The sequence below is a fragment of the Pseudoruegeria aquimaris genome (assembly GCF_900172235.1).
Classification (GTDB): Bacteria; Pseudomonadota; Alphaproteobacteria; order Rhodobacterales; family Rhodobacteraceae; genus Pseudoruegeria; species Pseudoruegeria aquimaris.
This window is the reverse complement of the sequence record NZ_FWFQ01000003.1, coordinates 114273-138110: the sequence shown is the minus strand read 5'-3', so window position 1 is coordinate 138110 and position 23838 is coordinate 114273. Positions and strand designations below refer to the sequence as shown.

The window sequence follows — 23838 nt, the reverse complement described above, 5'->3', positions numbered from 1 at the left end:
GCGGTGACCGGGGCGCGGCCAGTGTGGGCGCGCCCCGCTTCATTTCATGCCCGAGAGCGTGATCCCCTCGATGAAGCGGCGTTGGGCGACAAGGAACGCGGCGATCAGCGGCGTGACGATCACCAGCGCCGAGGCCATCATCGGTCCGTAGTTGTTGCCATCGATATCGCCCTTGAATTCGCGCAGGCCCAAGGGCGGGGTGAACAGATCGCGCGCGCCTGTGATGACGATGCGCGGCCAGAAGTAATCGTTCCAATGCGCCACCACCGAAAAGATCGCAAAGGCCAGAAGCGCCGGAATCGCGGTGGGCAGCATTACCTTCCAGATGATCGAAAACTCGCTCATCCCGTCCATCCGGGCCGCATCGATCAGATCGTCGGGCACGGTCATGAAGAACTGGCGCATCAGGAAGATGCCGAACACCGATATCGTCCAGGGGATGATGAGCGCGGCGTAGGTATTGGTCAGCCCCAGCTTGGCCAGCATCACGTAGAGCGGCAGCGCAATGGCATGCACGGGGATCAGAAGGCCGAACAAGACGAGGCCAAACACCGCCTCGCGCCCCCAAAAGCGCAGCTTGGCCAGCGCATAGGCCGCGGGCATCGCGACGATGACCTGGATGAAAAAGATCGAAGCGGTCACGATCACGCCATTGAGCAGGTAGCGCAGGAGCGGGGCCTTGGTGAAGGCCTGGGTGAAATTGTAGGCGATCGGGTTCACCATGCAGGCGCTCTCGGGGTTGCCGAGCTTGACGCAGTAGTGATCGACGAAAGCAGCCTGCGTGCCAAAAAATCCGCCCGTCTGCTGCATGATCTCGGCCGGGCTTTTCATCGCGAAGCTGATCATCACGTAAAAGGGCAAGAGCACGATGATGGCCCCGAGCACGAGCACGACATGCTTGAGCGTTTCGGTTGCAGAGAACCGGAAGGCGGGGGCCGCCGCGGCGGCAAGAGACGTGTCAGCCATCAGTAGTGCACCCTGCGTTCGACCAGCCAGCGTTGCGCCAGGGTCAGGATCATCACGAAACCGAGAAAGACCATGGTCAGCGCCGCTCCGAGGCCCAGCAGGTTTTGCTGGATGCCTTTCTCGTAAATGGCGAACATCATCACATAGGCCGATTTCGACGGGCCGCCGCCGGTGGGGTAGAAAGCTTCGACCGTGTCAAAGACCTGAAACGAGCGGATCAGCGTGATCGTCACGACAAACACGGTTGTCGGCCCCAGCGCGGGCCATGTCACCAGCCGGAATCGCTCCCAGCTGCTCATCGCCCCATCCATCTCGGCGGCATGGTAGAGATCGCGCGGCACCGAGGTAAGTCCCGCCAGATAGAGCACCATGTTGAAGCCGAAAGCCTGCCAGACACCGATGAAAGCGACGGTCCAGATCGCATAGCGCTTGTCATTCAGCCAGAAGGGAAAACCATCGGTGCAGCCCTGCGCATACCATGGCCAAAGCTCGAGCGGCGAGCCGCAGCCGGTGGCGAGTAGCCGGTTGACCACGCCAAGCTCGGGATGCAGCGCCAGTTCCCAGACGATCGCCATGGCAATGAGCGCGGCCATCACGGGCAGGAAATAGATCGTCTTGTAAATCTCGCCGATCCGTCCGAGCGAATTGACCATCAGGGCCGCGCCAAGGCCGAGCGCCACACTCACCGGCGCCACCACCAGCACATAGCGGAAAGTAGCCCCGAACATCTTGGCGAAACTGCGCTTGTGGAAAATGGCGGTGTAATTGTCGAGCCCGACAAAATCGGTCTGGCCGTTGCCCAGCCCATAATCGGTAAACGACAGCCCGAAGGCGACCAGGATCGGCAGGACAAGGATGGCCAGCATCAACACCAGAGCCGGGCCGATGAACCAAAGGTGCGCGTAACGGCCGGGCATCAGGCGGTTTCCCGGACGGATGCGGGGGCCGGCGCAGGGGCCGGCGCGAGGGCGCGGCGTCGGCTGCCGTCGGGGTTAAAGACCAGCACGCGGGCCGGATCGATGCCGAACGTTGCCGATGCACCAAGGACCAGATCGTGAGCTTCATCGGGCGAGACCCGGGCGATCAGTGGTTCTTCCTGCTCGCTGACGCCCAGATGCACATGCACCTCCGAGCCGAGGTTTTCGAGATGCAGCACCTGCCCCTCGACCGGCCCTCCGGGTTCGGGATGCAGATGTTCGGGGCGCAGGCCGATCTGCACCGGCCCGGTTGGCCCCGGCAGGGCAAGCCCGAGCCGATGGCCCATAACCGTGACCGCACCGCCCGCGACGATTTCGCCGGCCATGAGGTTGATCCGCGGCGAGCCGATGAAACGCGCCACATCGAGAGTGTCGGGATCGCGGTAGATGTCGTCGGGCGTGCCCAGTTGCAGGATGCGCCCCTCCTTCATCACCGCCATCCGGTCCGACATGGTCAGCGCCTCGGTCTGGTCATGGGTGACATAGATGAAGGTGGTGCCGAGGCGGCGGTGCAACTGGCTGAGTTCGGCGCGCATATGCACCCTGAGCGCCGCGTCCAGGTTCGACAAGGGCTCGTCCATCAAGAAGGCCTTGGGCGCGCGCACCATTGCCCGCCCCAGCGCCACGCGCTGACGCTGCCCGCCTGAGAGCTGTCCGGGTTTGCGCCCGAGCAGATGTTCGATCTGCAGGGTTTCTGCGGCCTCATGCACGCGCGTGGCGATCTCGCGCCGTTTGCCGCGCGACAGGAGCGGTCCAATCACGGGCAAGCGTTCGCGGGCAGAAAGGTCGCGCAGGATCAGCGGCGTCATCATGTTCTGTGCCACAGTGAGGTGCGGATAAAGCGCGTAGGACTGGAAAACCATCGCAAGGTTGCGCCGTGCCGGGGGCACTGCGGTCATGTCCTGCCCGTCGATATGCACCGAGCCTTCATCGGGCTGTTCAAGCCCGGCAAGAATGCGCAAAAGGGTGGACTTTCCGCAACCCGACGGCCCGACCAGGGTCAGAAACTCGCCCGGTCTTATGTCGATCCCGATCCGGGGCAACACCAGGGTGTCGCCAAAGCTCTTGCTGATCTGCCGAAGTTCGATGCCGGCCATGTCGCGTACCCCCCAAGGTGACATGCCCCGCAATAGCGATTCGTTGTGTCGCCGCCGTGACGCAATATTAGTGTTACTTATGGCGCCTACAGAGGGGCAGGTCGCCATGCGCCACTAACGAACCGGGCTTTGATGGATCGCTATCACCGCTCTTTTCTGGCATTTGCACAGATCGTGCGAGAGGGCAGCTTTTCCGGCGCGGCCCGGGCGATGGGTATCAGCCAGTCCGCGGTAACCCAGCATGTGCACAAACTCGAGCGGGAGATCGGCGAAAAACTCCTGCGGCGGGGGCGCGGCGGGCCGGAGCTGACGGCGGCAGGGCGTGCTTTGCATGCGCTTGCGGATCAGTTGCTGGTCCTCGACCAGCGGATCGCCGAGAAGATCGAACGCCAACGCGATCTGGCCGCCGGGCGGCTGGAAATCGTCGCCAACGCGCCTTTGCCGGCCCTGCGCCTGATCGGGGCCTTCTCGACTGCCTTCCCGGAGGTTCAGTTCGATTTCACACTCAGGGACTGGACCAGTGCCATGCGGCTCGTGCGCGAACGCCGGGTGGATATCGGGGTGATCACCAACCCCGAAGGCGCGGGTGACTGGAACACCCATGTGCTCGAACGGCCCCGCTATGTTGCCTATTTGCAGCGCGGCGATCCGCTCGCCGATGAACCCGGTCTGGCCCTTGCCCGGATCCTCGAGCGGCGGTTGCTCTTGCCCGAACCCGGTTCACTCACCCGGCGCGTGGTATGTGCCAAGCTGGCCGAGCTTGGGCTGGATGTTGCCCGAAGCATGACCGTGAGCAGCTTTCCGCTGATGAAAGAGGCCGTCCTGCATGGGGTTGGCGTCGGCATCTTTCTCGAAGACAGCACGGTTTCGAGTGAAGGTCTGATCATGCGTCCGATCACCGACCTGACCGCGCGGTTTGAAACCGCTCTGGTGGTCCCGCGTGATCGCGCGGACCTGCGGCTGATCGAAACCTTCGTGCACATGGCGCTGGACAATTGCGATCGGCAAACCTGATGGGATTGGTCCGCGCACCGGCGCCGTCAGGTGGGAAATTCGACGGAGGTTCTTGCGGGACGGACAACCGCTACCCGGCTCCCGGCAGGAAATGGAGGAGGTTCGACCCTGGGCCCGTTCTCTCCGCCACAAACCATTCGCGAACCCGAGACGAGGCCCCAGCGTGGGCCTTTTTTCCTTTTGTTTCAAAGGGGTTTAGCGGGGCCATCCGACTTTTGGAGACTGGCCTCTGGCCCGAAATCGGTCTCTGTACGCCCGGCGTCTCTTTTCACCCGCCTTCACCCAGATCGAGGCGGATCAATAATTCTTCACCTTTTCAGGGGCTTGGCGAAAACGGATTGCGCCGCAGTTGAGGTGGGTTCAGCCGCCACCGAGGCGAACAGAGACACCCGAAGGCGGTGTGGTTGTGCGGGGTGGCGCGCATGTCAGCGGCAGATCTCATCGAGAACTTCCGGAAGTCGAAGTGGGCGGAAAGTGTGAATTCGCGGCCGTGCAGCGTGTAACAGATGAGATCGCAAAAGGGGACCTTCACTCCCGCGACCTGTGGTCCGTCCTGCCCAGAGATAATGCGTACAAGGCACACCCAGAAAGGCCTTCTCGGCTTTCAATCCCAAAGAGCCGATAAAGTCGTTCCCTGTGATTCCCCGACCTCGTCCTTCTGGGATGCAAGCGGTTGAACGGGCGTGTTCCAAGATGTGACGAACAAAAGTACTCCGACCACGGTCACGCAGGTCGCACCGGCGACTTGGGCAACGCTTTCAAAGCGTTGGTGGGTGGCTGCATTCGCACCGATCCGCTGCGCAACCTTCGCGCGCCCCCAGATGGCCGCGACGCCGATCAGAGACATGGAAATCGCCATGCCCAGCGAAATCGCGGCCACCATGGCGATCGCAGGCAATACAAGGTCATTTGCAAACCCGAACAGCATTACGATCAGCGCGCCGGTACAAGGCACAATGCCCACTGCAGTAGCAAGCCATCCGTCAGATCGGCTGGACGATTTTTCGGCAATTGCGCAGGCAGCGCAGCCGCTGAGGGTATTGTCGTCATGCGGGTGCCTGTGATGCGACCCGTGTTCATGGGTCGCCGAGGCCGTTCTTCGGAGGTCATGAATTGTCCGAAGGCTTTTCCAAAGCATCCAAAGGCCAATGGCAATGATCAGCGCATAGCTGCTCAGCCGGATGAGCCTGTAATCGGATGGTGCACCGCCGGTGGTTTGCCGGATCGCAAGGTCGAGCAGGAATACAGCCGCAACGGCCGAGAACACGTGTACGATGGCGATGCGAACCCCCATCCCGACACCGCGGCGCAGGCTACCCCCTTCACCGACGAAATAGGAAATCACGACGGCCTTGCCGTGCCCCGGCCCAAGCGTGTGCAGGACCCCATAAAGAAACGCGACAAGAAGAGCGAACGCTACCGTCGCCAGCGACTTGCCCTGATCCATCGACGTCATTGATGTCGTGAAGAGATTGCTGATCCAGGCCTGGGTTCGGGCCACGATATTGCCCTGAACAGGCGCAGCGGCAGACGCTTTGATTTCCCCAGGCACCCCCCAAACCTGTGCCTCTTTCAATGAGTAGGATGCCTCGACCATCCTCTGCCCGTCGACGAGGAACAGATTGCTGACAGACGGTTCATGTTCCAGAACGCCACGCAGCCGAATTGCGTGAAACGCTTCGTCTATTTCAATGCCTTCGGGTACATCGACACGAACCATCTGGTTGGGCGGCGGTGGCGGCGTGTGAATGCAGGCCCCCACCCACGGCACCAGCAGAAAACTGAATACGCGCCCGTTATCCCCGCGCAGCGGCAGGACGTATCCATCAAGCGAAACTTCGCGCCCGAGATACTGCCCGGTTACGCCGGTCGCCTCTTCGCGCCGTTTCTCCATCACCACAAGGCGCTGGGTCAAAAGCTCATCTGCGTCATAGCCTTGGTCGCGCAGCCGCACTCGTGCCTCCTGTGCCCGCTGGCCGAGTTCGGCATCATCCACGCGGCGCGCGGCATCCAGGATCGTTCGCAGGTCATCCTTCTGCTGGTAGGACATCTCGAGGAACGGATCGTCGTAAGGCGCCGTTGACGGCGCCAGATCATCCCAGACCACATGCGGGGGCTCATCGGCCAGCGCGGTCGAAGGGTGCAGCCCCAGCGCAAGCAACAGCAAAAGCACCATATACCCGAAAAAGGTGATGACTTGTTGCGCGTCCATAGCAGGCCTTTCCATGTCACACCGCGTTCTTGAAGTTGACGCTGTTCATCATGATCAGATCAATGTTTTCCCACGGGTTGGCGGCCAGTCTCAAATCCTCGAGAGGGTTGACGACAACCATGATCAGGTCTCCGTCGGTGACGAAACTGGTGACGTCGATCATCTCCGCGGACAACCCGTCAAGGACATTTGCGTGTATTATGATGATTGGACCGGGGGGCGTCCCGCGCCCCCGCGACCGAAGCCGCGAGGACGAAAGCAAAGGTAGTCAGCTTTCGGCCACGCATGACCGGTCACTCCATGTCGAACTTGTAGATGGTGCCGTCCTTCATGATCATGCCGAAGTTCGCCTTGGCATCGCTGATCAACTGCAGATCCTCCAGAGGATTACCGTTGACGAGGATCATGTCCGCATAGGCGCCTTCCTCGATCACGCCGAGCGGCCCGAGCGGATAGGGCGTGACCTTTTCCGACATCTTCAAGAGTTCGGCATTGTCGCAGGTCGCCATTTTCAGCGTTTCATACGGCGTGAACCAACGTTCCATCTTGGCCAAGACAGCACCTTGGCGCTTCGCAAGGTCCGCGCTGAACAGCGTATCGGTGCCGAAGGCGATCTTCAGGCCCAGTTCCTTGGCGGTCTTGTAGACGAAGTCGGTGCCGTCGGTGACAAACTTGTACTTGGCTTTCTGGAACTCGTTCAGAGCCGGCGCATCTTGGTCGTCAAGGAAGGGCTGCATGCTGAGCCAGACGCCCTTGTCTTTCATCATTTGCAGGGTCTCACGAGTGGCCATGTGGCCGTGCTCGACGCTGCGCGCGCCATTCTCGATCGAATGCCGGACCGCTTCATCATTGATCGCATGGGTCGTCACATAGGTGCCCCAGGCTTCGGTGGCTTCGACAGCGGCCTGGAATTCCTCGTCGGTGAACTGGATGACGTGGATCGGGTCATAAGACGAAGTCACGCCGCCACCCGCCATCAATTTGATATGGGTGGCCCCCTGCATCAGGTTTTCCCTGACGCGTTTCAGAACTGCCGGAACGCCATCCGCGAGATAGAACATGTTGCCCTCTTCAAAAGAGTGCAACTCACCCAGGGGAGTTGGCACGTCCCGCGTAATCCGGAAATCCTGGTGGCCGGCGGTGATTGACAAGGCTGGCCCAGAAGGGAACACCCGCGGCCCGTCGATCAGCCCCTCGTTCGTTGCGCGCGCGATGTCGAACATCGGTCCGGCCACGTCGCGCACTGTTGTGAACCCGCGCGACAGCGCGTTGTTCTGGGCCTTGGCGGCCAGAAGGTTCCAGTAGCCCTCGCCCGTCAGGGCCAGTTGCGCGATCGTCGCTTCGGCAAAGACCCCATGCCAATGCGCGTCGATCAGGCCGGGGATGAGAGTGTAGCCCTCGGCATCGATCTCGAAAGCGCCTTCGGGTGCCTCAAGATCGGAACCAATGGCGGAGATCAACTGACCGGAAACCAGAACGTCAACATCCGCGAGTTCTTCGTCGCATCCGTTGAAGACCTGTGCGCCCCTGATCAGGACATTGTCGAATTTCATCTTTACGTTGGTGGTTTCAATTTCACCGACGACACCGGCCGGGACGACCTCATGATTGGCCTCATGCGCCAGAACGCTGACCGGAGTCGCGGCGAGTGTCGTGCAGAGCAGATAGGTGAGCGTTCTGTTGGTCATGATATACATCCTCATTTTCAAGCGATGAATGAATTTGGTTTTGGTCGCGCAAAACTGTTTTTGGGTGCGCAGCCTGGGTTTTCAAAATCTGCGGATCGCGGTAAGTGGACCCGCTGGGCTTTCTTGTGCTCCCGCGGCACTGAAATCTTCAGTCACATGAGGGCGTGAGCAGACCCAAGAAGTCAACAGCGAATCGCCCCGCATCAGAAGTTCAGCACCTTGTATCCGACCTGGACAGACCACTCTGCCGGTCTGTCGCCACCGAACAGAATGCCAGGCTTGATGAACACTTGACCATCGCCGCCAAATGCCTTGCCCGTCAGCATGCCCGCGGTCACCTGCAGGCTGCCGAAGGTCTCGTCCGTTTCCCAATCGTGGATGATGGCCGGGTCGAAGGTCAGGTAAAAACGCGGATTTTTTAGCTTGGGAACATAGTAGAAGTCGATCGTGGTCGTGTTCACATTCTGACCTTGATCATTTCCGCCCTCCAGTCCGAATGTCTGAACCCAGGCCGGGGCGAAAATTGCTCCGTTGCTGAGAAACCACGCGTAGAAGGCCGAGGTTTCACCGGCAAATTGCCCATAGCCGGCGGCTTCGGTTTCTGCTGTGTCCAGGAACAGTTCAAAAGTGAAAGCGGCCCCGTTTTTCTCAGTAAGGTAAAAAACGTCAATGTAGGTAACGCTGATGTCGCCCAGCGTGAATTCAACCCCTGGCTTTCCGCCGAAGATGGGGTTTGCGTTGAACGGGCTGTCCGATCCGGGGACGGTGATCCGGAACGCCCGTTTCCCACCCTCACCAAAAGGCTGCGTATAGAAGGCCTCGAACAGACCGGTGTTCAGGTCGGAATTGATCTGGTTGAACTGATACTGAAGCCCAAACTGCGTCGTGAGCAGCGTTGGATTTGTTCCGTTGTTGATCTCGCTAAGGTCTTCCTGAGCTTTGGCAGGTGGTGCAATGGTGGCTGCAAAGAGAGCTGCCATTGCAGACAATCTGCGCAGCTTCGGCGCAAGCGATGTGCCCGAGGCTCGATACAAGGATTTGATTTCGACGGTGTCCACTCGGCTGTTCCCCATCTTGCGTTGGTTCCGATCTCGTCAGCCTTTCGACACGCGCTGACACTCCGGCATGAGGCAAGCCCAAAGCTCAAATTTCAACCTGCAATAATTTCCGTACTCTGATGAGGGATCATGAGGGATGATGTGCTACCCAACGCGTCCTCGACCGTTGACAGATTTTCTGCCGATCTGGCCGGAGGTTTCTGTTCCATTGGTCTATGCTGCCAGTTCGGCCACCATACTCAAATCCGTTTCGACGACCTTGGCTGTGATAATGGTCCTATTGATGGGTTTTAATTGGACACGGCTATCCAAAGCCGGCCTTCACCCATAGCCGGGCACCGGCGGAGTTATAGCTGAAAGTTGGTGATGGCCCTGAGGGGCGGCATATCATGGCGTTGTTCACGCGCCGCAATTCTCTGCTGAGAAAAGGATATGCCACATGTCAGAGACTACCATCACCCAGCTTCCTGATCCATCCGGGTTTTCGCCTGATCCGCTGACCGAGGTGCTTCGATCCGGAGCACGGCGGTTGATCGAGGAGGCTATTGAAGCCGAACTGAATACATTGCTTGCCGCCTATGCTGACGAGAAAGCCGAGGATGGACGGGCGCGCCTGGTGCGCCATGGCCATCTGCCGGAGCGCGAGGTGATGACCGGCATCGGCCCGGTGCCTGTGAAAGTGCCGCGGGAGCGGGACCGGGGTGAAACCGGCGAGAAGATCCGGTTCGCTTCCTCGATCCTGCCACCCTATCTGCGCAAGGCGAGATCGGTCGAGGAACTGCTGCCCTGGCTCTATCTTAAGGGCATTTCCACGGGCGACTTCCAGGAGGCCCTTGCGGCGCTGCTGGGCCCGAATGCGGCAGGGCTGTCATCGACCACCATCTCGCGGTTGAAAGCGGACTGGTCGACGGATTGCGAACGCTGGCAACGTCGCGATCTCAGCGCCCGGCGGTTTGTCTATGTCTGGGCCGATGGCGTCTACTTCCAGCCGCGCGTGGCTGAGGAAAAACAATGCGTTCTGGTGCTGATCGGGGCTGATGAATGGGGCCGCAAGGAGGTTCTGGGCCTCACCGACGGCTATCGGGAGAGCACCCAAAGCTGGCGCGAGTTGCTGCTCGACCTCAAACGGCGCGGCATGGCCCATGCGCCCGATCTTGCCATCGGCGATGGCGCCCTGGGGTTCTGGGCCGCCTTACGGGAGGTGTTCGGCAGCGCGCGTGAACAACGCTGCTGGGTCCACAAAACCGGCAATGTGCTGAACGCCATGCCCAAATCCGTGCAGGCCAAGGCCAAGGGCCACCTGCATGACATCTGGCAGGCCGAGACCAAGACCGAGGCAGAAGCAGCTTTCGACTTCTTCGTCGAAACCTACGGCGTGAAATACGACAAGGCGGTTGCCAAGCTGGTCAAGGACCGCGACGTCCTGCTCGCCTTCTACGACTTCCCGGCCGAGCATTGGAAGCATATCAGAACGAGCAACCCCATCGAGAGCACCTTTGCTAACGTCCGCCACCGCACCGGCAAGACCAAGGGCTGCCTGAGCCGGAAAACCGGACTCGCCATGGCGTTCAAGTTGATGATGTCAGCGCAGGCCAGATGGCGAAAGCTCGACGGTGCCAACCGCATGCCCGAAATCGTCCAAGGGGTTGAGTTCAAGGACGGGATCAAGCAACTTCACCAAGCCGCCTGATCAGACCGTCACCAACTTTCGGGCATAGCTCGGAATCCGATCATTCAGTGCATTCATTCCCTTGCGGATTTCAGATGGCGACTACCCACAAGAGCTATTCCAACGGGATTCACGTCGAAGAGCATGCACATGGACTTCTGGTCCGGCAGTATGGCGAAGCCTATGTCGCCCGGAACTGGCGGTTGACTCCGGCCGTCGATGAATTGATCAGCACGGCGCTCGCCTGTGGTCTTGACTGGATGATCCGCTCGGATCACCCGCTTCGCAAAGCCCGTTGGCCCAACCCACGCGGCGTCGTCTATCTCGGGTTTTCCCCCTCGCCGGATCTGCAGTGGTCCGTCGCGATCGATTCCTTCCGCCCCGCGCGCGGGGACTACGGGCAAGCCGTCTTCAACGGCAAATACCTTGCGCAGTTCGAAGCGAAAGGAATTCCGTTCGTCTTCGAACGGCGCAACCGGACGTCGGGCCACCTCGTGGTTGCAAGGGAGCGCGTGCTCCCCACGTTGACCGAAGTGGCGGGGTTCGACCACGGGGTGCTTGCCTTGAACCGCGCGCCGCGGCACGCCAAGGGTTTCACGACGGAATATGTCATCCAGCACACCCTGCTTTCGGGCTGGGCGCAGACGCCATGGGCTGACCGCTACCGTGATGTTCGGGACGAGTTTCCCGTAGACGGTGGGCATACGTCACGGCGGATCGACATTCTGGCGCGGGACCGGCATTCCGGTGATACGCTCGTCATTGAATTGAAGCGCGCAGAGGCCACGCCGGATGCCGTGAGACAGGTGGCTGGGTACCTGCGCGCCCTCGGCAGGCGGGATGACTTTGCCAATGGCGCCCTGTCGGGTGTCCTTGTTGCCGAAAGGATCTCCGAATCCGCGCGCGCTCTGGCGCGAGCCGAAGGGATCGAAGCCTATGAAATTGCGTGGCCGATGCAACTGACGCGCGTCGTCTGATCCCGATGGCGACAAAGGGGACGGTGCACCGAGGCGCCTTGCCCGAGTAAGGGTGGCGCCTCTGGCCGCGCGTCACCCCTTGATGGCGAGATCCTGCATCCAGCCGAGGGTGGCGTCGGTGTCGCCGCCGGGTTTGTATTCGGCCCCCAGCGGGGCGGTGTAGCCCATGGCGGCGATCTGCGCGAAGACGTGGCGGTAGTTCACTTCGCCTTCGTCGGGGCGGCCGCGCGCGGGCACGCCGGCGAACTGGATGTGGCCGATGATCGGTTTCAGCGCCGCCAGCCGGTGGGTCAGATCGCCCTCGGTGAGCTGGACGTGGTAGCAGTCGAACATCAGCTTCAGGTTGGCGAGGCCGAGATCGTCGATCAGCGCGGCGGCCTGCGTGGCGCTGTTCAGGAAGTATCCGGGCGCGTCATAGCCGTTGAGCGGCTCGATCAGGATGGTGACGCCGTGAGGCGCGGCCTGCGCGCAGGCGTAGGCGAGGGAGTCGCGAAAGGCGGCCTCGGCGGCCGGCCCGGCGGCGAATCCGGCCATGACGTGGATGTTGGGCACGCCGAGCCCCACGGCCCAGTCCAGCGCCTCGTCGATGGCGGCGCGGGCGTCGGGCGCGCGGCCGGGCAGGGCGGAAAGCCCGTTCTCGCCGCCGGCCACGTCGCCGCGCCGCGTGTTCAGCCCCAGCATCGGCAGGCCGGTATCCGCCAGCGCCGCGGCGATGGCGCCGCGGTCCTCGTCATAGGGCCAGTGGCACTCCACCGCCGCGAAGCCGGCGGCATGGGCGGCACGGATGGCTTCGGGCAGGGGGCGATCGGCCCAGAGGAAGCCGAGGTTGGCGGAGAAACGCGTCATGGCTTGCCTCCGTCGCCCTTGCCGGCGCCCGCCTTGCCCGCGTCCTCGCCGGGCAGGGTCAATCCGGCGTTGCGGGCATAGACCTTGGCCACGGCGGCGTCATCTTCGCCGCCGAGCCCCATGCCGGCGGCGGCCAGGAACTGCTGGAGCGCGGCCGCCGTGACGGGGGCGCTGAACCGAGCGCCGCGGGCGATGTCGAGCACGATGCCAAGATCCTTGGGCCAGATGTTCACCGCCGAATGGGGAGTGTAGTCGCCCGCCACGATATGGGGAGCGCGGTTTTCCAGCATCCAGCTGGTGCCGGCACATTGCGGGATCACCTCCATGAATGTCTCCGGGCTGACCCCTTGCGTCATGCCGAAGGTCAGCGCCTCGGCCATGGTGGCGATATGCACCCCGGCCAGAAGCTGGTTCACCGCCTTCATGGCGCTGCCCGCCCCCGCCGCATCGCCCAGCTCGAAGACGGTCTGCGCCATCGCGTCCAGCGCCGGGCGGGCGGCCGCGAAGGCCTCGGGCCGCCCCGAGGCCATGACCGAAAGCTGGCCCTGCGCCGCCTTCACCGCGCCACCGGAGATCGGGGCATCGAGGTAGAGCACGCCGGTCTCGGCGCAGCGCGCCTCGATCTCGCGGGCGAAGTCAGGGGGCACGGTCGCACAGGCGATGACCACGGCGCCGGGTTTCAGCGCGGGTACGATCCCGGCCTCGCCGAAGAGCACGCTCTCGGTCTGCGCCGCGTTGAGCACCACCACCACTACGGCGTCGAGCGTTCCGGCTGCCTCGGCCAGCGCTCCGGGCTGGCCGCCCTCGGCGCGAAACCTCTCGGCCTGCGCGGGGTTGATGTCGGCGCCCCACGTGCTGTGCCCCGCCGAAAGGATCGACTGCGCGATCCCGTAGCCCATCGAGCCCAGCCCGATCACCGCGATATTCCGTGCCATGTGGCCCTCCCTCCGCTTCCGCGCCGCCGCAGAGGGGGCGCTTTCACCGATACCCTAGCGGCTTGGGAGGGAAGGGCAATCGCAACCTGCCGGCCCGGCGCGCTTTGCCATTGCCCGGGGAGCCGCGCGCTGGTAGCGGTAACGGAGCCAACCCTTGCCGCTGCGGCAGGGTGCCTTCCCCAAGCCCAATGCCAGACCCCGAGGTGACCCATGCCAGACCTGCAGAGCCCCCATGTTGCCCCCGGCCCGGAGGCCTCCGACACGCCCTGGCGCGCGACGGAGTCGCACCGCGCCTTCCTTGCCGCCGACGCGCTGCGCCAGTTCGATTTCTTCCGGGCGAGCCTCGGAGAGGGGCCCGGTTTCCACGTGCTGGCGGCCGACGGCACGCCGCTGCCCACGGGCAAGCAGGAGCTGCACACCACCACGCGTCTGACCCATGTCTATGCGCTCGGCCACCTCGCGGGCGTCGCGCATGCGGAAGAGATCGTGGACCGCGGCATGGCCTACCTGTGGTCCCACCACCGGGACGCCGATCACGGCGGCTACCTCTGGGCGTTGGAGGGCGATGCGCCCGTCGATGCGCGCAAGCTGGCCTATGGCCATGTCTTCGTGCTGTTGGCCGCCGCGAGCGCGAAGGCCGCCGGCCACCCGGAGGCCGACAGGCTGCTGGCCGACGTGGACGGCATCCTCGACGCCCATTTCTGGGAAGAGGACAACGGCCTCTTCTGCGATGAATACAACCGGGATTTCACGCCCTTCTCCAGCTACCGCGGGATGAACGCGAACATGCACGGCGTCGAGGCGCTGCTCGCGGCCTTCGAGGCGACGGGGCGCGAGAAGTTCCTTGAGCGCGCCGGGCGCATCCTCGATTTCTTCATGCGCCGGATCGCACCCGAACACGACTGGCGCCTTCCCGAGCACTACGACGCCGACTGGCGGATCGACGCAGGCTACGCGGGGGATCCGATGTTCCGCCCCGCGGGCACGACGCCGGGGCATTCCTTCGAACTCGCGCGGCTGCTGCTGCAATACTGGGATCTGGCCGGGCGGCCCGAGGATGGCAGCCCCGAGATCGCCCGCAACGTGGCCTACCGCGCGGCGCAGGATGCCTGGGATGCCGAGAGCGGCGGGCTCTACTACACGCTGAAGCCCGGTGGCGCGCCCGACATCCGCGCCCGCTACTGGTGGCCGGTGACGGAGGCGATCGGCGCCATGGCCGCGCTTCAGAAGGCCACGCCCGGGGTGACGGAGGATGAAGAGTGGTATCGCCGCCTCTGGCGTTTCGCGAGCCTCGCGTTCATCGATCATGAACGCGGCGGCTGGTTCCCGGAAGTCGCGGAAGGCGGGATTGCGCCGCAGACGCAGTTCGCTGGAAAACCCGACATCTACCATGCCGTTCAGGCCGATATGCTGCCGTTGTTGCCGGGGCTGTCTGGCGCTTACGGCGAGGTCCGCGGCCTGCTGGCGTGATCCTCGGTGCAGGCGGCTCCGGGCCTTGCGATCCGGTCGCTCAGGACGTTCTTTACTTGCGACAGGCTCGAAGCTGAAAGTCCGCCGGCCAGAGGGCAGGGCGGGTGATCGGCTCTTGTGAAGGCTGGCAATATCTCCCAAGGCCTGGCCGTGGTCATCAAACGCAAAACGGGCGCACCCCTTGGGATGCGCCCGCTTGTGACTAAAGCTGATGCTCCCGCGGGAGCAGCCGCTTATGCGAGAACGATGTTGGAGGCGCTTTCGCGGCCGTCACGTCCGGTCTCGATGTCAAAGGTGATTTTCTGGTTGTCTTCCAGAGAAGTAAGGCCGGCGCGTTCCAGTGCGGAGATGTGCACGAACACGTCCTTGCTGCCGCCCTCGGGGGCGATAAAACCAAAACCTTTAGTCGAGTTGAACCACTTTACGGTGCCATTGGCCATCGTATTTCTCCTAATTGTGCTGCCCGCGGGATGCGGCAGTGCGGCTAGTCAGTGCAAGATCGTTTCACTGAGCCAAAAGGAGCAGGAATGTCGAAAAAGATAACTTAACACGCTCTACCTAGGCACTGGACGGCGCCGTTGCAAGCCCGTTGTTCAAAAAGGATGCAAAGAAGTCGGTTTCCATGCCGCCTTCTGTGAGGGCTGCTGTTCGGGGCGGTTTTTGATCATTGCAGCGACGAAAGGCCAGATGTGTCCATCCCTGCGACAGTATCGGAGGCGATCTTGTCAAAATCCTGCGATTTGTTCGCCTCTTCGTTGATCTCTGCGGCGAGCACCGCGCTGGAGGCCGCCGTCGAAACAGCGCGCACGTCTTCTTCGCTGGCGCCGCAGCCGGCAACAGCAAGAAGGAGGGCGAAGCCGGTTGCCGTGAGCCCAAAGCGGCGATCTTGTAAGATGCGGGAAATCATGCGCGAAACCTTTCCTGATAATACTTGGAAAAATGTATTGAGGACTCCGCGCGACTCAATAACCTTTCTTCGCCGCTACGTGAACTTCCGGCGTGTCCGGTTTGCGAAGGCCACCAGCGAAAGCATCACCGGCACTTCCACCAGAACGCCCACCACCGTTGCCAGCGCGGCACCGGAGTTGAGCCCGAAAAGGCTGATCGCCACGGCCACGGCCAGTTCGAAGAAGTTCGATGTGCCGATCAGGGCACAAGGTGCAGCGATGCGATGGGGCACCTTCAGGGCGTAGGCGGCGCCGTATGCCAGCGCGAAGATCCCGTAGGACTGGATCAGGATCGGCACCGCGATCAGCACGATCACCTGCGGACGATCCAGGATCACCTGCCCCTGAAGGCCGAAGAGGATCATCACGGTGGCGATCAGTCCGAGCACGGAATAGGGCTTCACCTGCCCCTGGAAAGCGGCGATGCGTTCAGGGCTGCCCAGCCGCTTGCGCGTCCAGACGCCGGCCGCAAGCGGCAGCGCTACAAAGAGGATCACCGAGAGCACGAGCGTCTCCCAGGGTACGGTGATGTCGGTCACGCCCAGCAGGAAGGCCACGATCGGGGCGAAGGCAAAGACCATCACCACGTCGTTCACCGACACCTGCAAGAGCGTGTAGCTTTCATCGCCGCGCGTGAGCTGGGACCAGACGAAGACCATCGCCGTGCAGGGGGCCGCGCCCAGCAGGATCAGCCCGGCGATATACTGCTGCGCATCCTGCGGGGCGATCAGATCGGCGAAGATGCCTTCGAAGAAGAGCACGGCGAGCGCGGCCATGGTGAAGGGCTTGATCAGCCAGTTCACCGCCAGAGTGATGGCAAGCCCGCGCGGCTGTTTCAGGGCGTCCCGAAGGCTCGACGGATCCACCCCGACCATCATCGGGTAGACCATGGCCCAGATCAGCACCCCCACCACGAGGTTGACGCTGGCCACCTCGGCGGCGGCGATGGCGGCGACCAGCCCCGGTGCGATGGCGCCCAGCGCGATGCCCGACAGCATGGCGGCGGCGACCCAGAGCGTGAGGTAGCGTTCGAAAATACCCATTTGTGTTCTTCTTTTTAAGTGTGATTCTGGTGTCGTTCAGTCTGCGGGGCGGGCTCGGGTGCAAGCCTCGCAACACAGAGCGTGGAGGCCATGACCATGACGCTCGCCGTGGCCAGCATCAACGCAAGCCCGCCGCCCTGGTAGGTGAGGCCCGAGAGCAGCGTGCCCGCGAGCCGCCCGCCGGCGTTGGCCATGTAGTAAAATCCCACGTCCATCGTCACGCGCTCATCCCGCGTGAAGGCGAGGATCAGGTAGGAGTGCAGCGAGGAGTTGACGGCGAAGATGGCGCCGAAGGCCAGCAGGCCCGCGATCAGCGCGGCCGTCAGCCAAGGGGCGGGTCCGTCGGCGGCAAGCGCGGCGGCGGTCAGCACGGCCGGCACGGCGGCAAGCCCCCAGGCCCAGCGCCGCGCGGCGTCGATCAGCTCGGCATCCCCGCGCGCGGCGGCCTTCAGCAGCCGGGGCGCGCCGGCCTGCACCGCGCCATAGAGGATCACCCAGAGCGCCATGAAGGTGCCGATGGTGAAGAAGGCCGCGCGGTTGCCCGCCTCGCTGCCGTCCGAGAGCACCGCGTAGAAGTAGATCGGGATGCCGACGACGAACCACACGTCGCGCGCGCCGAAGAGGAAGACCCGCGCCGCCGAGAGCCAGTTCACGTTGGCCGATTTCGAGAAGACCTCCGAGAACTTCGCCCCCTTGCGCCCCTTCGGCAGGCCCGGCGGCATCGCGAAGAGCACCGCCACGAGGATCGCCGCGAGGACGGCGGCCATCGCCAGCACGGCGGCCGTGAAGCCGAGCGTGGCGAGCAGGGCGGCGCCGAGCAGGAAGCCCAGCCCCTTCACCGCGTTCTTGGAGCCCGTCAGCAGCGCGACCCAGCGAAACAGCCCGCCGCCGTCGCGCGGCGCGAGCAGTTTGACGGCGGATTTGCTCGACATCTTGGCCAGATCCTTGGCCACGCCGCTCGCGCCCTGCAAGACCGTCACGTAGGCCACCGAGGCGCCCACCGCCCAGCCCGGATCGAGCCGCGACAGCGCCAGCAGCGCCAGCACCTGGAGCCCGAGCCCGGCGTAGAGCGTGCTGGTCAGCCCGAAGCGCGCCGCGATCCAGCCCGCCGACAGGTTGGTGACCATCCCCGCCACCTCGTAGAGCACGAAGAGATAGGCCAACTGCACCGGCGAGAAGCCCAGCGTGTGGAAATGCAGCAGCACCAGCATCCGCAGGGCGCCGTCGGTGAACATGAAGGCCCAGTAGGCGGCCGTCACCGCCACGTAGGCGGCAAAGCCTTCGGGCCTCTGGGGGGCGCTGGTCACAGGCTGGCCCCCACCATCAGAGCCACGTCCACCAGCCGGTGGGCATAGCCCATCTCGTTGTCATACCAGGCGTAGATCTTCACCTGCGTGCCGTTGACGACCATGGTGGAGGGGGCGTCCACGATGCTGGAGCGGGTGTCGTTGGTGTAGTCGGCCGAAACCAGCGGGCGTTCCTCGTAGCCGAGAATCCCCTTGAGCGGGCCCTCCGCGGCGGCCTTGAACAGGGCGTTGACCTCTTCGGCACTGGTGGCGCGCTCCACCTCGAACACGCAGTCGGTGAGCGAGGCGTTGAGCAGCGGCACCCGCACGGCGTGGCCGTTCAGCCGGCCCTTCAGCTCGGGGTAGATCAGGGTGATCGCGGTGGCCGAGCCCGTGGTGGTGGGGATCAGCGAGTTGAGCGCGGAGCGGGCGCGACGCAGATCCTTGGCGGGGCGGTCCACGATGGTCTGGGTATTGGTCACGTCGTGGATCGTGGTGATGGAGCCGTGGCGGATGCCGAGGTTCTCGTGGATCACCTTCACCACCGGCGCGAGGCAGTTGGTGGTGCAACTGGCCGCCGTCACGATGCGGTGGCGCTCCGGCGCATAGGTGGCCTCGTTGACGCCGTAGACGATGTTGGCCGTGTCGCCGTCCTTCACCGGGGCGGACACCACCACCTTCTTCACGCCGGCCGCGAAATAGGGGGCGAGCCTGGCTTCCGTCTTGAAGGCGCCGGTGCAGTCGATCACCACGTCCACGCCTTCGAGCGGCAGCGCGGCGGGATCCTTCGTGCCGATGAAAGGCAGGCGGGTGCCGTCGATGGTCACGCTGTCGGCGTCATGGGCGAACGCCGCCTGCCAGCGCCCGTGCACGGTGTCGAACTCCAGCAGGTGGGCGTGCATGGCGGCATCGCCGGTGGCATCGTTGATCCAGGCGATCTTCGCGCCGCGTTCCAGCAGCGGTTTCAGCGCCAGCTTGCCGATGCGCCCGAGGCCGTTGAGTGCGTAGGTCGTCATGTCGTCATCTCCCGGTGGCTTTGACCGATGTCATCGACCGCGCGTTGCAGCGCGATCCTGTCGAGGGTGGAAAGGGGCAGGGCGGCGAAGGCCTCGATGCGGGCGCGCAGGTGCCGGTAGGCCTCCTGGAAGGCGAGGCTCTTCTCGGCATCGCTGCCTTCGGCCTTCACCGGGTCCGGCAGGCCCCAGTGGGCGCTCACCGGCTGGCCGAGCCAGGCGGGGCAGTCCTCGTTGGCGGCCTGGTTGCAGACGGTGAAGACGAAATCGAATCTCGGGGCATCGGGCCGTTGGTATTCCGCGACGGATTTGGCGCGCAGGGTGGAGACGTCGTGCCCGTTGCGGCGCAGCACGGCGAGCGCGTGGGGGTTGAGCTCCGAGCGGGGCCGCGTGCCGGCGGAATGGGCCTCGAAACGCTCCCCGGCCAGATCGCGCAGCAGCGCCTCGGCGAAGACCGAGCGGGCGGTGTTTCCGGTGCAGAGGAAGAGGACCCTGAACCTGGGCTCGCCGTCGATGGGGGCGGCGAGGGGCGCGGCGAGGGAGGCGGTGCCGGGGCCTCCTGCCGTTACCGGGGCGCAGGCCTCCGGGCGGCCGCGGCAGCAATCCAGCAGCAGGTAGTCGAAGGTCTGGCGCACGGCGTCCATGTCGAGGCTGTAGCGCAGCGAGGTGCCGATGCGCTCCTGGGTGACGAGCCCTTCCTTCATCAGGCTGGAGAGATAGGCGGAAAGCGTGGGCCCCTTCAGCCCGAGCGCCTCCGCCAGCTCACCCGCCGGCACCCTGTCGGGGTAGCGGCGCATGAGCAGCCGGAACAGCGCAAGGCGCTGCGGGTGGCCGAGGGCGGAAAGCCGGGAGGGAATCGCTGTATTCATATTTCATGAATAAATGAAATAGGCGGGTCGCCCAACCGTAAAACGGCCCTGTCATCGAAGTTTCACAAGGCAGGGGGCAACTGGCCGGGTGTTGTTGCGGCAGACGCAGCGCACGGCCCCGTTCGCGGGCGGACCAAGTGATGGGAAGGGGGAAGTGGCGGAGAGACAGGGATTCGAACCCTGGGTGGACTTGCGCCCACAACGGTTTTCGAGACCGCCCCGTTCGACCACTCCGGCACCTCTCCGCGAAGTGGTGCGCGCGGTTTAGTCCGAGCGGGCAGCCGCTGCAACCGGTTTTTTCACTTCCGGCTGCGAGGAGGCGCTGCCGGCGCGCGGCCTGTGGCCAATTGGCCCGCACTGCGCCGCGAGCGCTTTCCTATCCGGCGGGCAGGGGCTAACATCTTCCGCAGGATCATTGCAGGAGGCACCATGTCCCGTCGCCTTTCCGTCGCCCTTGCCCTGGGCCTGTCCGCCACGGCCGCGCTGGCCTTTCCCGCCACGGCCGAGCCGGTGGACGATCTGCTGGAGGCGCTTCGGCTCGAGTCGGTTCTGGAGATCATGCGCGAGGAGGGGCTCGTCTATGCCGACGAACTGGAGGCGGAGCTGTTTCCCGCCGCCGGGGGCGAGAACTGGCGTGACAGCGTTGAGCGGCTCTATGCGCTGCCGGCGATGATGGAGAGCTTCCGGGCGAGCTTCGCGGCGGAGATGCCCGAATCCTCGATCGCACCGGCGCTCGCCTATTTCGAAAGCGAAGAAGGCCAGCGCATCATCGGGCTGGAAATCTCGGCCCGCATCGCCCAGATGGACGAAAGCATCGAGGCCGCCAGCCGCGAAACGCTGGAAACCATGCAGGAGCAGGGCGACCCCCGGCTGGATCTGCTGGAGGCCTTCTCCGAGGCCAACGACCTGGTGGAAGCCAACGTCGTCGGCTCGCTCAACGCCAACTACGCTTTCTACACGGGGCTGGTGGACGGCGGCGCCTTCGCCTTCGATCTCACCGAGGATCAGATCCTCGCCGATGTCTGGCAGCAGGAGCCCGAGATCCGCTCCGACACGCGCGACTGGCTGTTTTCCTACCTTGCGCTGGCCTACCAGCCGCTGAGCGACGAGGAGGTGCAGTCCTACATCGATTTCTCCGAAACCGAGGCGGGGCAGGATCTTAACCGCGCGCTCTTCGCCGGGTTCGACACCATGCTCGTCGGGATCTCGCGGGGGCTCGGGCTGGCGGCGGCCCGGTTCATGGGCGGGCAGGACATCTGATTGCCGGTTTCACCGCCTGCGCGGCCGGTGTATGAGGGCCACCAGACAGGTGGAAGGAAGCAAGCCATTGAAATCGGTCATTCTCATCCCGGCGCGGTATGCCTCGACCCGCTACCCCGGCAAGCCGCTGGCCGAACTGCGCGGCGCGACGGGCGAAAGCAAATCCCTGATCCGGCGCAGCTGGGAATGCGCCTGCGGCGTGGCCGGGGCCGATGCCGTCTACGTCGTCACCGACGATGAGCGCATCGCGCAGGCCGCCGAAGGCTTCGGCGCGCAGGTGCTGATGACGTCCTCGGCCTGCCGCAACGGCACCGAGCGCTGTGCCGAAGCGGTGGCGCTGCTGCCCGAGACGCCGGAGATCGTCGTGAACCTGCAGGGCGATGCCCCTCTGACGCCGCCGTGGTTCGTGGAGGCGCTGATCGCCTCGATGACGGCGGACCCGGGCGCCGATTGCGCCACGCCGGTTCTGCGCTCCACCGGCGCGCATCTGCGCCGCCTGAAAGAAGATCGCAAGGCCGATCGCGTGGGCGGCACCACCGCCGTCTTCGGGCGCGACAACGCCGCGCTCTATTTCTCCAAGGAAGTGCTGCCCTTCACGCCGGGCGACTACCCGGACGAGGCGCAGACGCCGGTGTTCCACCACGTCGGGGTCTATGCCTACACGCCGGCCGCTCTGGCGGCCTACGCGGCGCTGGCGCCGGGCAAGGCCGAGGAACTCGAAGGGCTGGAGCAGCTGCGCTTCCTCGAAAACGGCATGCGGGTGCGCTGCGTCGAAGTGGACGCCCGCGGCCGCGATTTCTGGGAACTCAACAACCCCTCCGACATCGACACCATCGAGGCCATCATGGCCCGGGAAGGCATTGCATGAGCGAGACCGCCCAAACCGTCACCCTCGGCGACGTGGCCATTTCCAACACATTGCCCTTCAGTCTGATCTCCGGGCCCTGCCAGCTGGAATCGCTGGAGCACGCGCGCATGCTCGCCGGCACGCTTTCCGAGCTCTGCGCCGCGCGCGGCATCCCCTACGTGTTCAAGGCCAGCTACGACAAGGCCAACCGCTCCAGCCTCTCGGGCAAGCGCGGCCTGGGCATGGAGGCCGGGCTCGACATCCTGGCCGCCATCCGCGAGGAATTCGGCTGCCCGGTCCTGACCGACGTGCACGAGCCGGGGCAATGCGCCCGCGCCGCCCAGGCGGTGGACATCCTTCAGATCCCCGCCTTTCTCTGCCGCCAGACCGATCTTCTGCTGGCGGCCGGTGAAACAGGTGCGGTCATCAACGTGAAGAAGGGCCAGTTCCTCGCCCCGTGGGACGTGCCCAACATCGTGGACAAGATCAAGAGCACCGGCAACGGGAAGATCCTGCTCACCGAGCGCGGCGCGAGCTTCGGCTACAACATGCTGGTGAGCGACATGCGCGCCCTGCCGATCATGGCGCAGACGGGCTGCCCGGTGATCTTCGACGCCACCCATTCGGTGCAGCTGCCCGGCGGGCTGGGCTCCTCCACGGGCGGGCAGCGCGAATTCGTGCCGCCACTGGCGCGCGCGGCGGTGGCCGTCGGCGTGGGCGGCGTGTTCATCGAAACCCACGAGGAGCCAGCCCGCAGCCCGAGCGACGGCCCCAACATGGTGCCGCTGGCCGAGATGGGCGCGCTGCTGGATCAGCTCAAGGCGCTGGACGACGTGGTGAAGGCATGAGCCGGGAACGCATCGTCATCTGCATGAAGTGGGGCGCGCTCTATCCGGGCGCCTACGTGAACGTGCTGTTCAACGCGGTGCGCAAACACCTGGCGCCGCCCTTCCGTTTCGTCTGCCTGACGAACGAGCCCGAAGGGCTGGACCCGGAGATCGAGCATTTCCCGCTGCCGGACCTCGATCTTCCGCCCGAGCGCTACGGCGCCGGGGCCTGGCCCAAGCTGGGCATGTTCAAGGAAGATCTCTACGGGCTGACGGGGCGGGCGCTGTTCATCGATCTGGATTCGGTCATCGTCGGCCGGCTCGAACCCTTCTTCGAGATGGAAGGGGAATTCATCTCCATCGCGGGCGGGCCGGACTGGCGGCGGGGCAAGGTCAACGCCGCACCACGGCTGGCCTCCGGCGTCTTCGCCTTCGATCTGGGCAGCCAGCCGCAGGTGCTTGAGAACTTCCTGAAGGACAAGGAAGCCGCCTACGCGCAGTTCCAGAACGAGCAGCAGGTGATCGAGCATTACGTGCGCGGCTGGAAGACATGGCCCGAGGAATGGGTCATCAGCTTCAAGCGTCACCTGCGCCAGCCGCCGATCCTCGATCGCTTCCTTCCGCCGCGTGCGCCGGATCCGGGCACGCTCATCGTGGCCTTCCACGGCGATCCGCGCCCGATCGACGTGATCGGACGCACCTCCAAGCCCTGGGGCAGGTTTCCGCATTACGGCCGCAAGCCGATCCCGTGGGTGCGCGACTACTGGCTGGAGAACGGTTTCCGCATGTGAGGCGGGGCCCGGCGCAGGGCGTGCCCTCGCGGCATGCCCGCGCGCC

Annotated in this window: 23 protein-coding genes and 1 tRNA gene; 8 read left to right on the top strand and 16 right to left on the bottom strand. The window is 64.2% G+C overall.

Features of this window, described 5'->3' with window-relative positions; genetic code table 11:
- Positions 1–39: 39 nt before the first annotated feature.
- From PSA7680_RS03490 to PSA7680_RS03480, 3 genes are read right to left on the bottom strand one after another with little or no spacing between them, the layout of a single operon-like run.
- The gene (locus PSA7680_RS03490; RefSeq protein ID WP_085867272.1) at positions 40–966 is read right to left on the bottom strand and encodes a carbohydrate ABC transporter permease; all 927 of its coding nucleotides are present in this window, start codon (positions 964–966) and stop codon (positions 40–42) included.
- Positions 966–1883, bottom strand: coding sequence for a carbohydrate ABC transporter permease (locus tag PSA7680_RS03485; protein WP_085867271.1), 918 nt, complete (start codon positions 1881–1883; stop codon positions 966–968). The genes PSA7680_RS03490 and PSA7680_RS03485 overlap by 1 nt, the downstream gene beginning before the upstream one ends.
- Complete coding sequence (locus tag PSA7680_RS03480) at positions 1883–3040, bottom strand: ABC transporter ATP-binding protein (RefSeq protein WP_139838542.1); 1158 nt, start codon at positions 3038–3040, stop codon at positions 1883–1885. Before PSA7680_RS03480 ends, PSA7680_RS03485 begins: the two co-directional genes overlap by 1 nt.
- A 132-nt stretch (positions 3041–3172) precedes the next feature.
- Between PSA7680_RS03480 and PSA7680_RS03475 the strand changes: the two genes are divergently transcribed.
- Entirely contained in the window at positions 3173–4054 is an 882-nt protein-coding gene (locus PSA7680_RS03475; protein WP_085867269.1) for a LysR substrate-binding domain-containing protein, read from the top strand.
- Positions 4055–4658: 604 nt separating this feature from the next.
- On the opposite strand, the gene PSA7680_RS03470 is transcribed toward PSA7680_RS03475, so the two are convergent.
- The 4 genes from PSA7680_RS03470 to PSA7680_RS03460 form a co-directional block, all read right to left on the bottom strand.
- On the bottom strand, positions 4659–6266 hold the full coding sequence (locus PSA7680_RS03470) for a HoxN/HupN/NixA family nickel/cobalt transporter (RefSeq protein WP_176244073.1): 1608 nt from the start codon (positions 6264–6266) through the stop codon (positions 4659–4661).
- Between the two features lie 16 nt (positions 6267–6282).
- The gene (locus tag PSA7680_RS18690) at positions 6283–6429 is read right to left on the bottom strand and encodes a hypothetical protein (RefSeq protein WP_176244072.1); all 147 of its coding nucleotides are present in this window, start codon (positions 6427–6429) and stop codon (positions 6283–6285) included.
- A gap of 130 nt (positions 6430–6559) precedes the next feature.
- On the bottom strand, positions 6560–7954 hold the full coding sequence (locus PSA7680_RS03465) for a metal-dependent hydrolase family protein (RefSeq protein WP_217808317.1): 1395 nt from the start codon (positions 7952–7954) through the stop codon (positions 6560–6562).
- A gap of 203 nt (positions 7955–8157) precedes the next feature.
- Positions 8158–9012, bottom strand: coding sequence for a hypothetical protein (locus PSA7680_RS03460; protein WP_139838541.1), 855 nt, complete (start codon positions 9010–9012; stop codon positions 8158–8160).
- 439 nt (positions 9013–9451) lie between these two features.
- On the opposite strand from PSA7680_RS03460, the gene PSA7680_RS03455 reads away from it, so the two are divergent.
- Together PSA7680_RS03455 and PSA7680_RS03450 are read left to right on the top strand one after the other, a co-directional pair.
- Positions 9452–10702, top strand: a complete 1251-nt coding sequence (locus PSA7680_RS03455; RefSeq protein WP_085867266.1) for an IS256 family transposase — start codon at positions 9452–9454, stop codon at positions 10700–10702.
- A 74-nt stretch (positions 10703–10776) separates the two neighbouring features.
- Positions 10777–11658 carry an endonuclease NucS domain-containing protein gene (locus PSA7680_RS03450; protein WP_085867265.1) on the top strand — a complete coding sequence of 294 codons (882 nt, stop codon included), beginning with the start codon at positions 10777–10779 and terminating at the stop codon, positions 11656–11658.
- Between the two features lie 72 nt (positions 11659–11730).
- On the opposite strand, the gene PSA7680_RS03445 is transcribed toward PSA7680_RS03450, so the two are convergent.
- Both PSA7680_RS03445 and ltnD read right to left on the bottom strand, forming a co-directional pair.
- Positions 11731–12504 (bottom strand): hydroxypyruvate isomerase family protein, encoded by a 774-nt coding sequence (locus tag PSA7680_RS03445; protein WP_085867264.1) that lies wholly within the window; start codon positions 12502–12504, stop codon positions 11731–11733.
- Positions 12501–13439 (bottom strand): L-threonate dehydrogenase, encoded by a 939-nt coding sequence (ltnD, locus tag PSA7680_RS03440; protein WP_085867263.1) that lies wholly within the window; start codon positions 13437–13439, stop codon positions 12501–12503. The genes PSA7680_RS03445 and ltnD overlap by 4 nt, the downstream gene beginning before the upstream one ends.
- 210 nt (positions 13440–13649) lie before the next feature.
- Here ltnD and PSA7680_RS03435 point away from each other — a divergent pair, with 210 nt between their 5' ends.
- Entirely contained in the window at positions 13650–14909 is a 1260-nt protein-coding gene (locus PSA7680_RS03435; RefSeq protein ID WP_085867262.1) for an AGE family epimerase/isomerase, read from the top strand.
- Positions 14910–15142: 233 nt separating this feature from the next.
- On the opposite strand, the gene PSA7680_RS03430 is transcribed toward PSA7680_RS03435, so the two are convergent.
- The 7 genes from PSA7680_RS03430 to PSA7680_RS03400 form a co-directional block, all read right to left on the bottom strand.
- Positions 15143–15349: a cold-shock protein gene (locus PSA7680_RS03430; protein ID WP_085867261.1), complete on the bottom strand. Its 207-nt coding sequence runs from the start codon at positions 15347–15349 to the stop codon at positions 15143–15145.
- Between the two features lie 224 nt (positions 15350–15573).
- Positions 15574–15816 carry a hypothetical protein gene (locus tag PSA7680_RS03425; RefSeq protein ID WP_085867260.1) on the bottom strand — a complete coding sequence of 81 codons (243 nt, stop codon included), beginning with the start codon at positions 15814–15816 and terminating at the stop codon, positions 15574–15576.
- Between the two features lie 75 nt (positions 15817–15891).
- The gene (arsB, locus tag PSA7680_RS03420; RefSeq protein WP_085867259.1) at positions 15892–16899 is read right to left on the bottom strand and encodes an ACR3 family arsenite efflux transporter; all 1008 of its coding nucleotides are present in this window, start codon (positions 16897–16899) and stop codon (positions 15892–15894) included.
- A 14-nt stretch (positions 16900–16913) separates the two neighbouring features.
- The gene (gene arsJ, locus PSA7680_RS03415) at positions 16914–18206 is read right to left on the bottom strand and encodes an organoarsenical effux MFS transporter ArsJ (RefSeq protein WP_085867258.1); all 1293 of its coding nucleotides are present in this window, start codon (positions 18204–18206) and stop codon (positions 16914–16916) included.
- Positions 18203–19201 carry an ArsJ-associated glyceraldehyde-3-phosphate dehydrogenase gene (locus tag PSA7680_RS03410; RefSeq protein ID WP_085867257.1) on the bottom strand — a complete coding sequence of 333 codons (999 nt, stop codon included), beginning with the start codon at positions 19199–19201 and terminating at the stop codon, positions 18203–18205. Before PSA7680_RS03410 ends, arsJ begins: the two co-directional genes overlap by 4 nt.
- The gene (locus PSA7680_RS03405; protein WP_085867256.1) at positions 19198–20067 is read right to left on the bottom strand and encodes an arsenate reductase/protein-tyrosine-phosphatase family protein; all 870 of its coding nucleotides are present in this window, start codon (positions 20065–20067) and stop codon (positions 19198–19200) included. Before PSA7680_RS03405 ends, PSA7680_RS03410 begins: the two co-directional genes overlap by 4 nt.
- Positions 20068–20222: 155 nt before the next feature.
- Positions 20223–20312 (bottom strand) — tRNA-Ser (locus PSA7680_RS03400).
- 184 nt (positions 20313–20496) lie between these two features.
- Between PSA7680_RS03400 and PSA7680_RS03395 the strand changes: the two genes are divergently transcribed.
- The 4 genes from PSA7680_RS03395 (at position 20497) to PSA7680_RS03380 (ending at position 23792) form a co-directional block, all read left to right on the top strand.
- Positions 20497–21327, top strand: a complete 831-nt coding sequence (locus PSA7680_RS03395; protein WP_085867255.1) for a hypothetical protein — start codon at positions 20497–20499, stop codon at positions 21325–21327.
- Positions 21328–21394: 67 nt separating this feature from the next.
- Positions 21395–22195 (top strand): 3-deoxy-manno-octulosonate cytidylyltransferase family protein, encoded by an 801-nt coding sequence (locus PSA7680_RS03390; protein WP_139838540.1) that lies wholly within the window; start codon positions 21395–21397, stop codon positions 22193–22195.
- Positions 22192–23022 carry a 3-deoxy-8-phosphooctulonate synthase gene (kdsA, locus tag PSA7680_RS03385; protein ID WP_085867253.1) on the top strand — a complete coding sequence of 277 codons (831 nt, stop codon included), beginning with the start codon at positions 22192–22194 and terminating at the stop codon, positions 23020–23022. The genes PSA7680_RS03390 and kdsA overlap by 4 nt, the downstream gene beginning before the upstream one ends.
- Positions 23019–23792 carry a hypothetical protein gene (locus PSA7680_RS03380; protein WP_085867252.1) on the top strand — a complete coding sequence of 258 codons (774 nt, stop codon included), beginning with the start codon at positions 23019–23021 and terminating at the stop codon, positions 23790–23792. The genes kdsA and PSA7680_RS03380 overlap by 4 nt, the downstream gene beginning before the upstream one ends.
- The last annotated feature ends 46 nt before the right edge of the window (positions 23793–23838 follow it).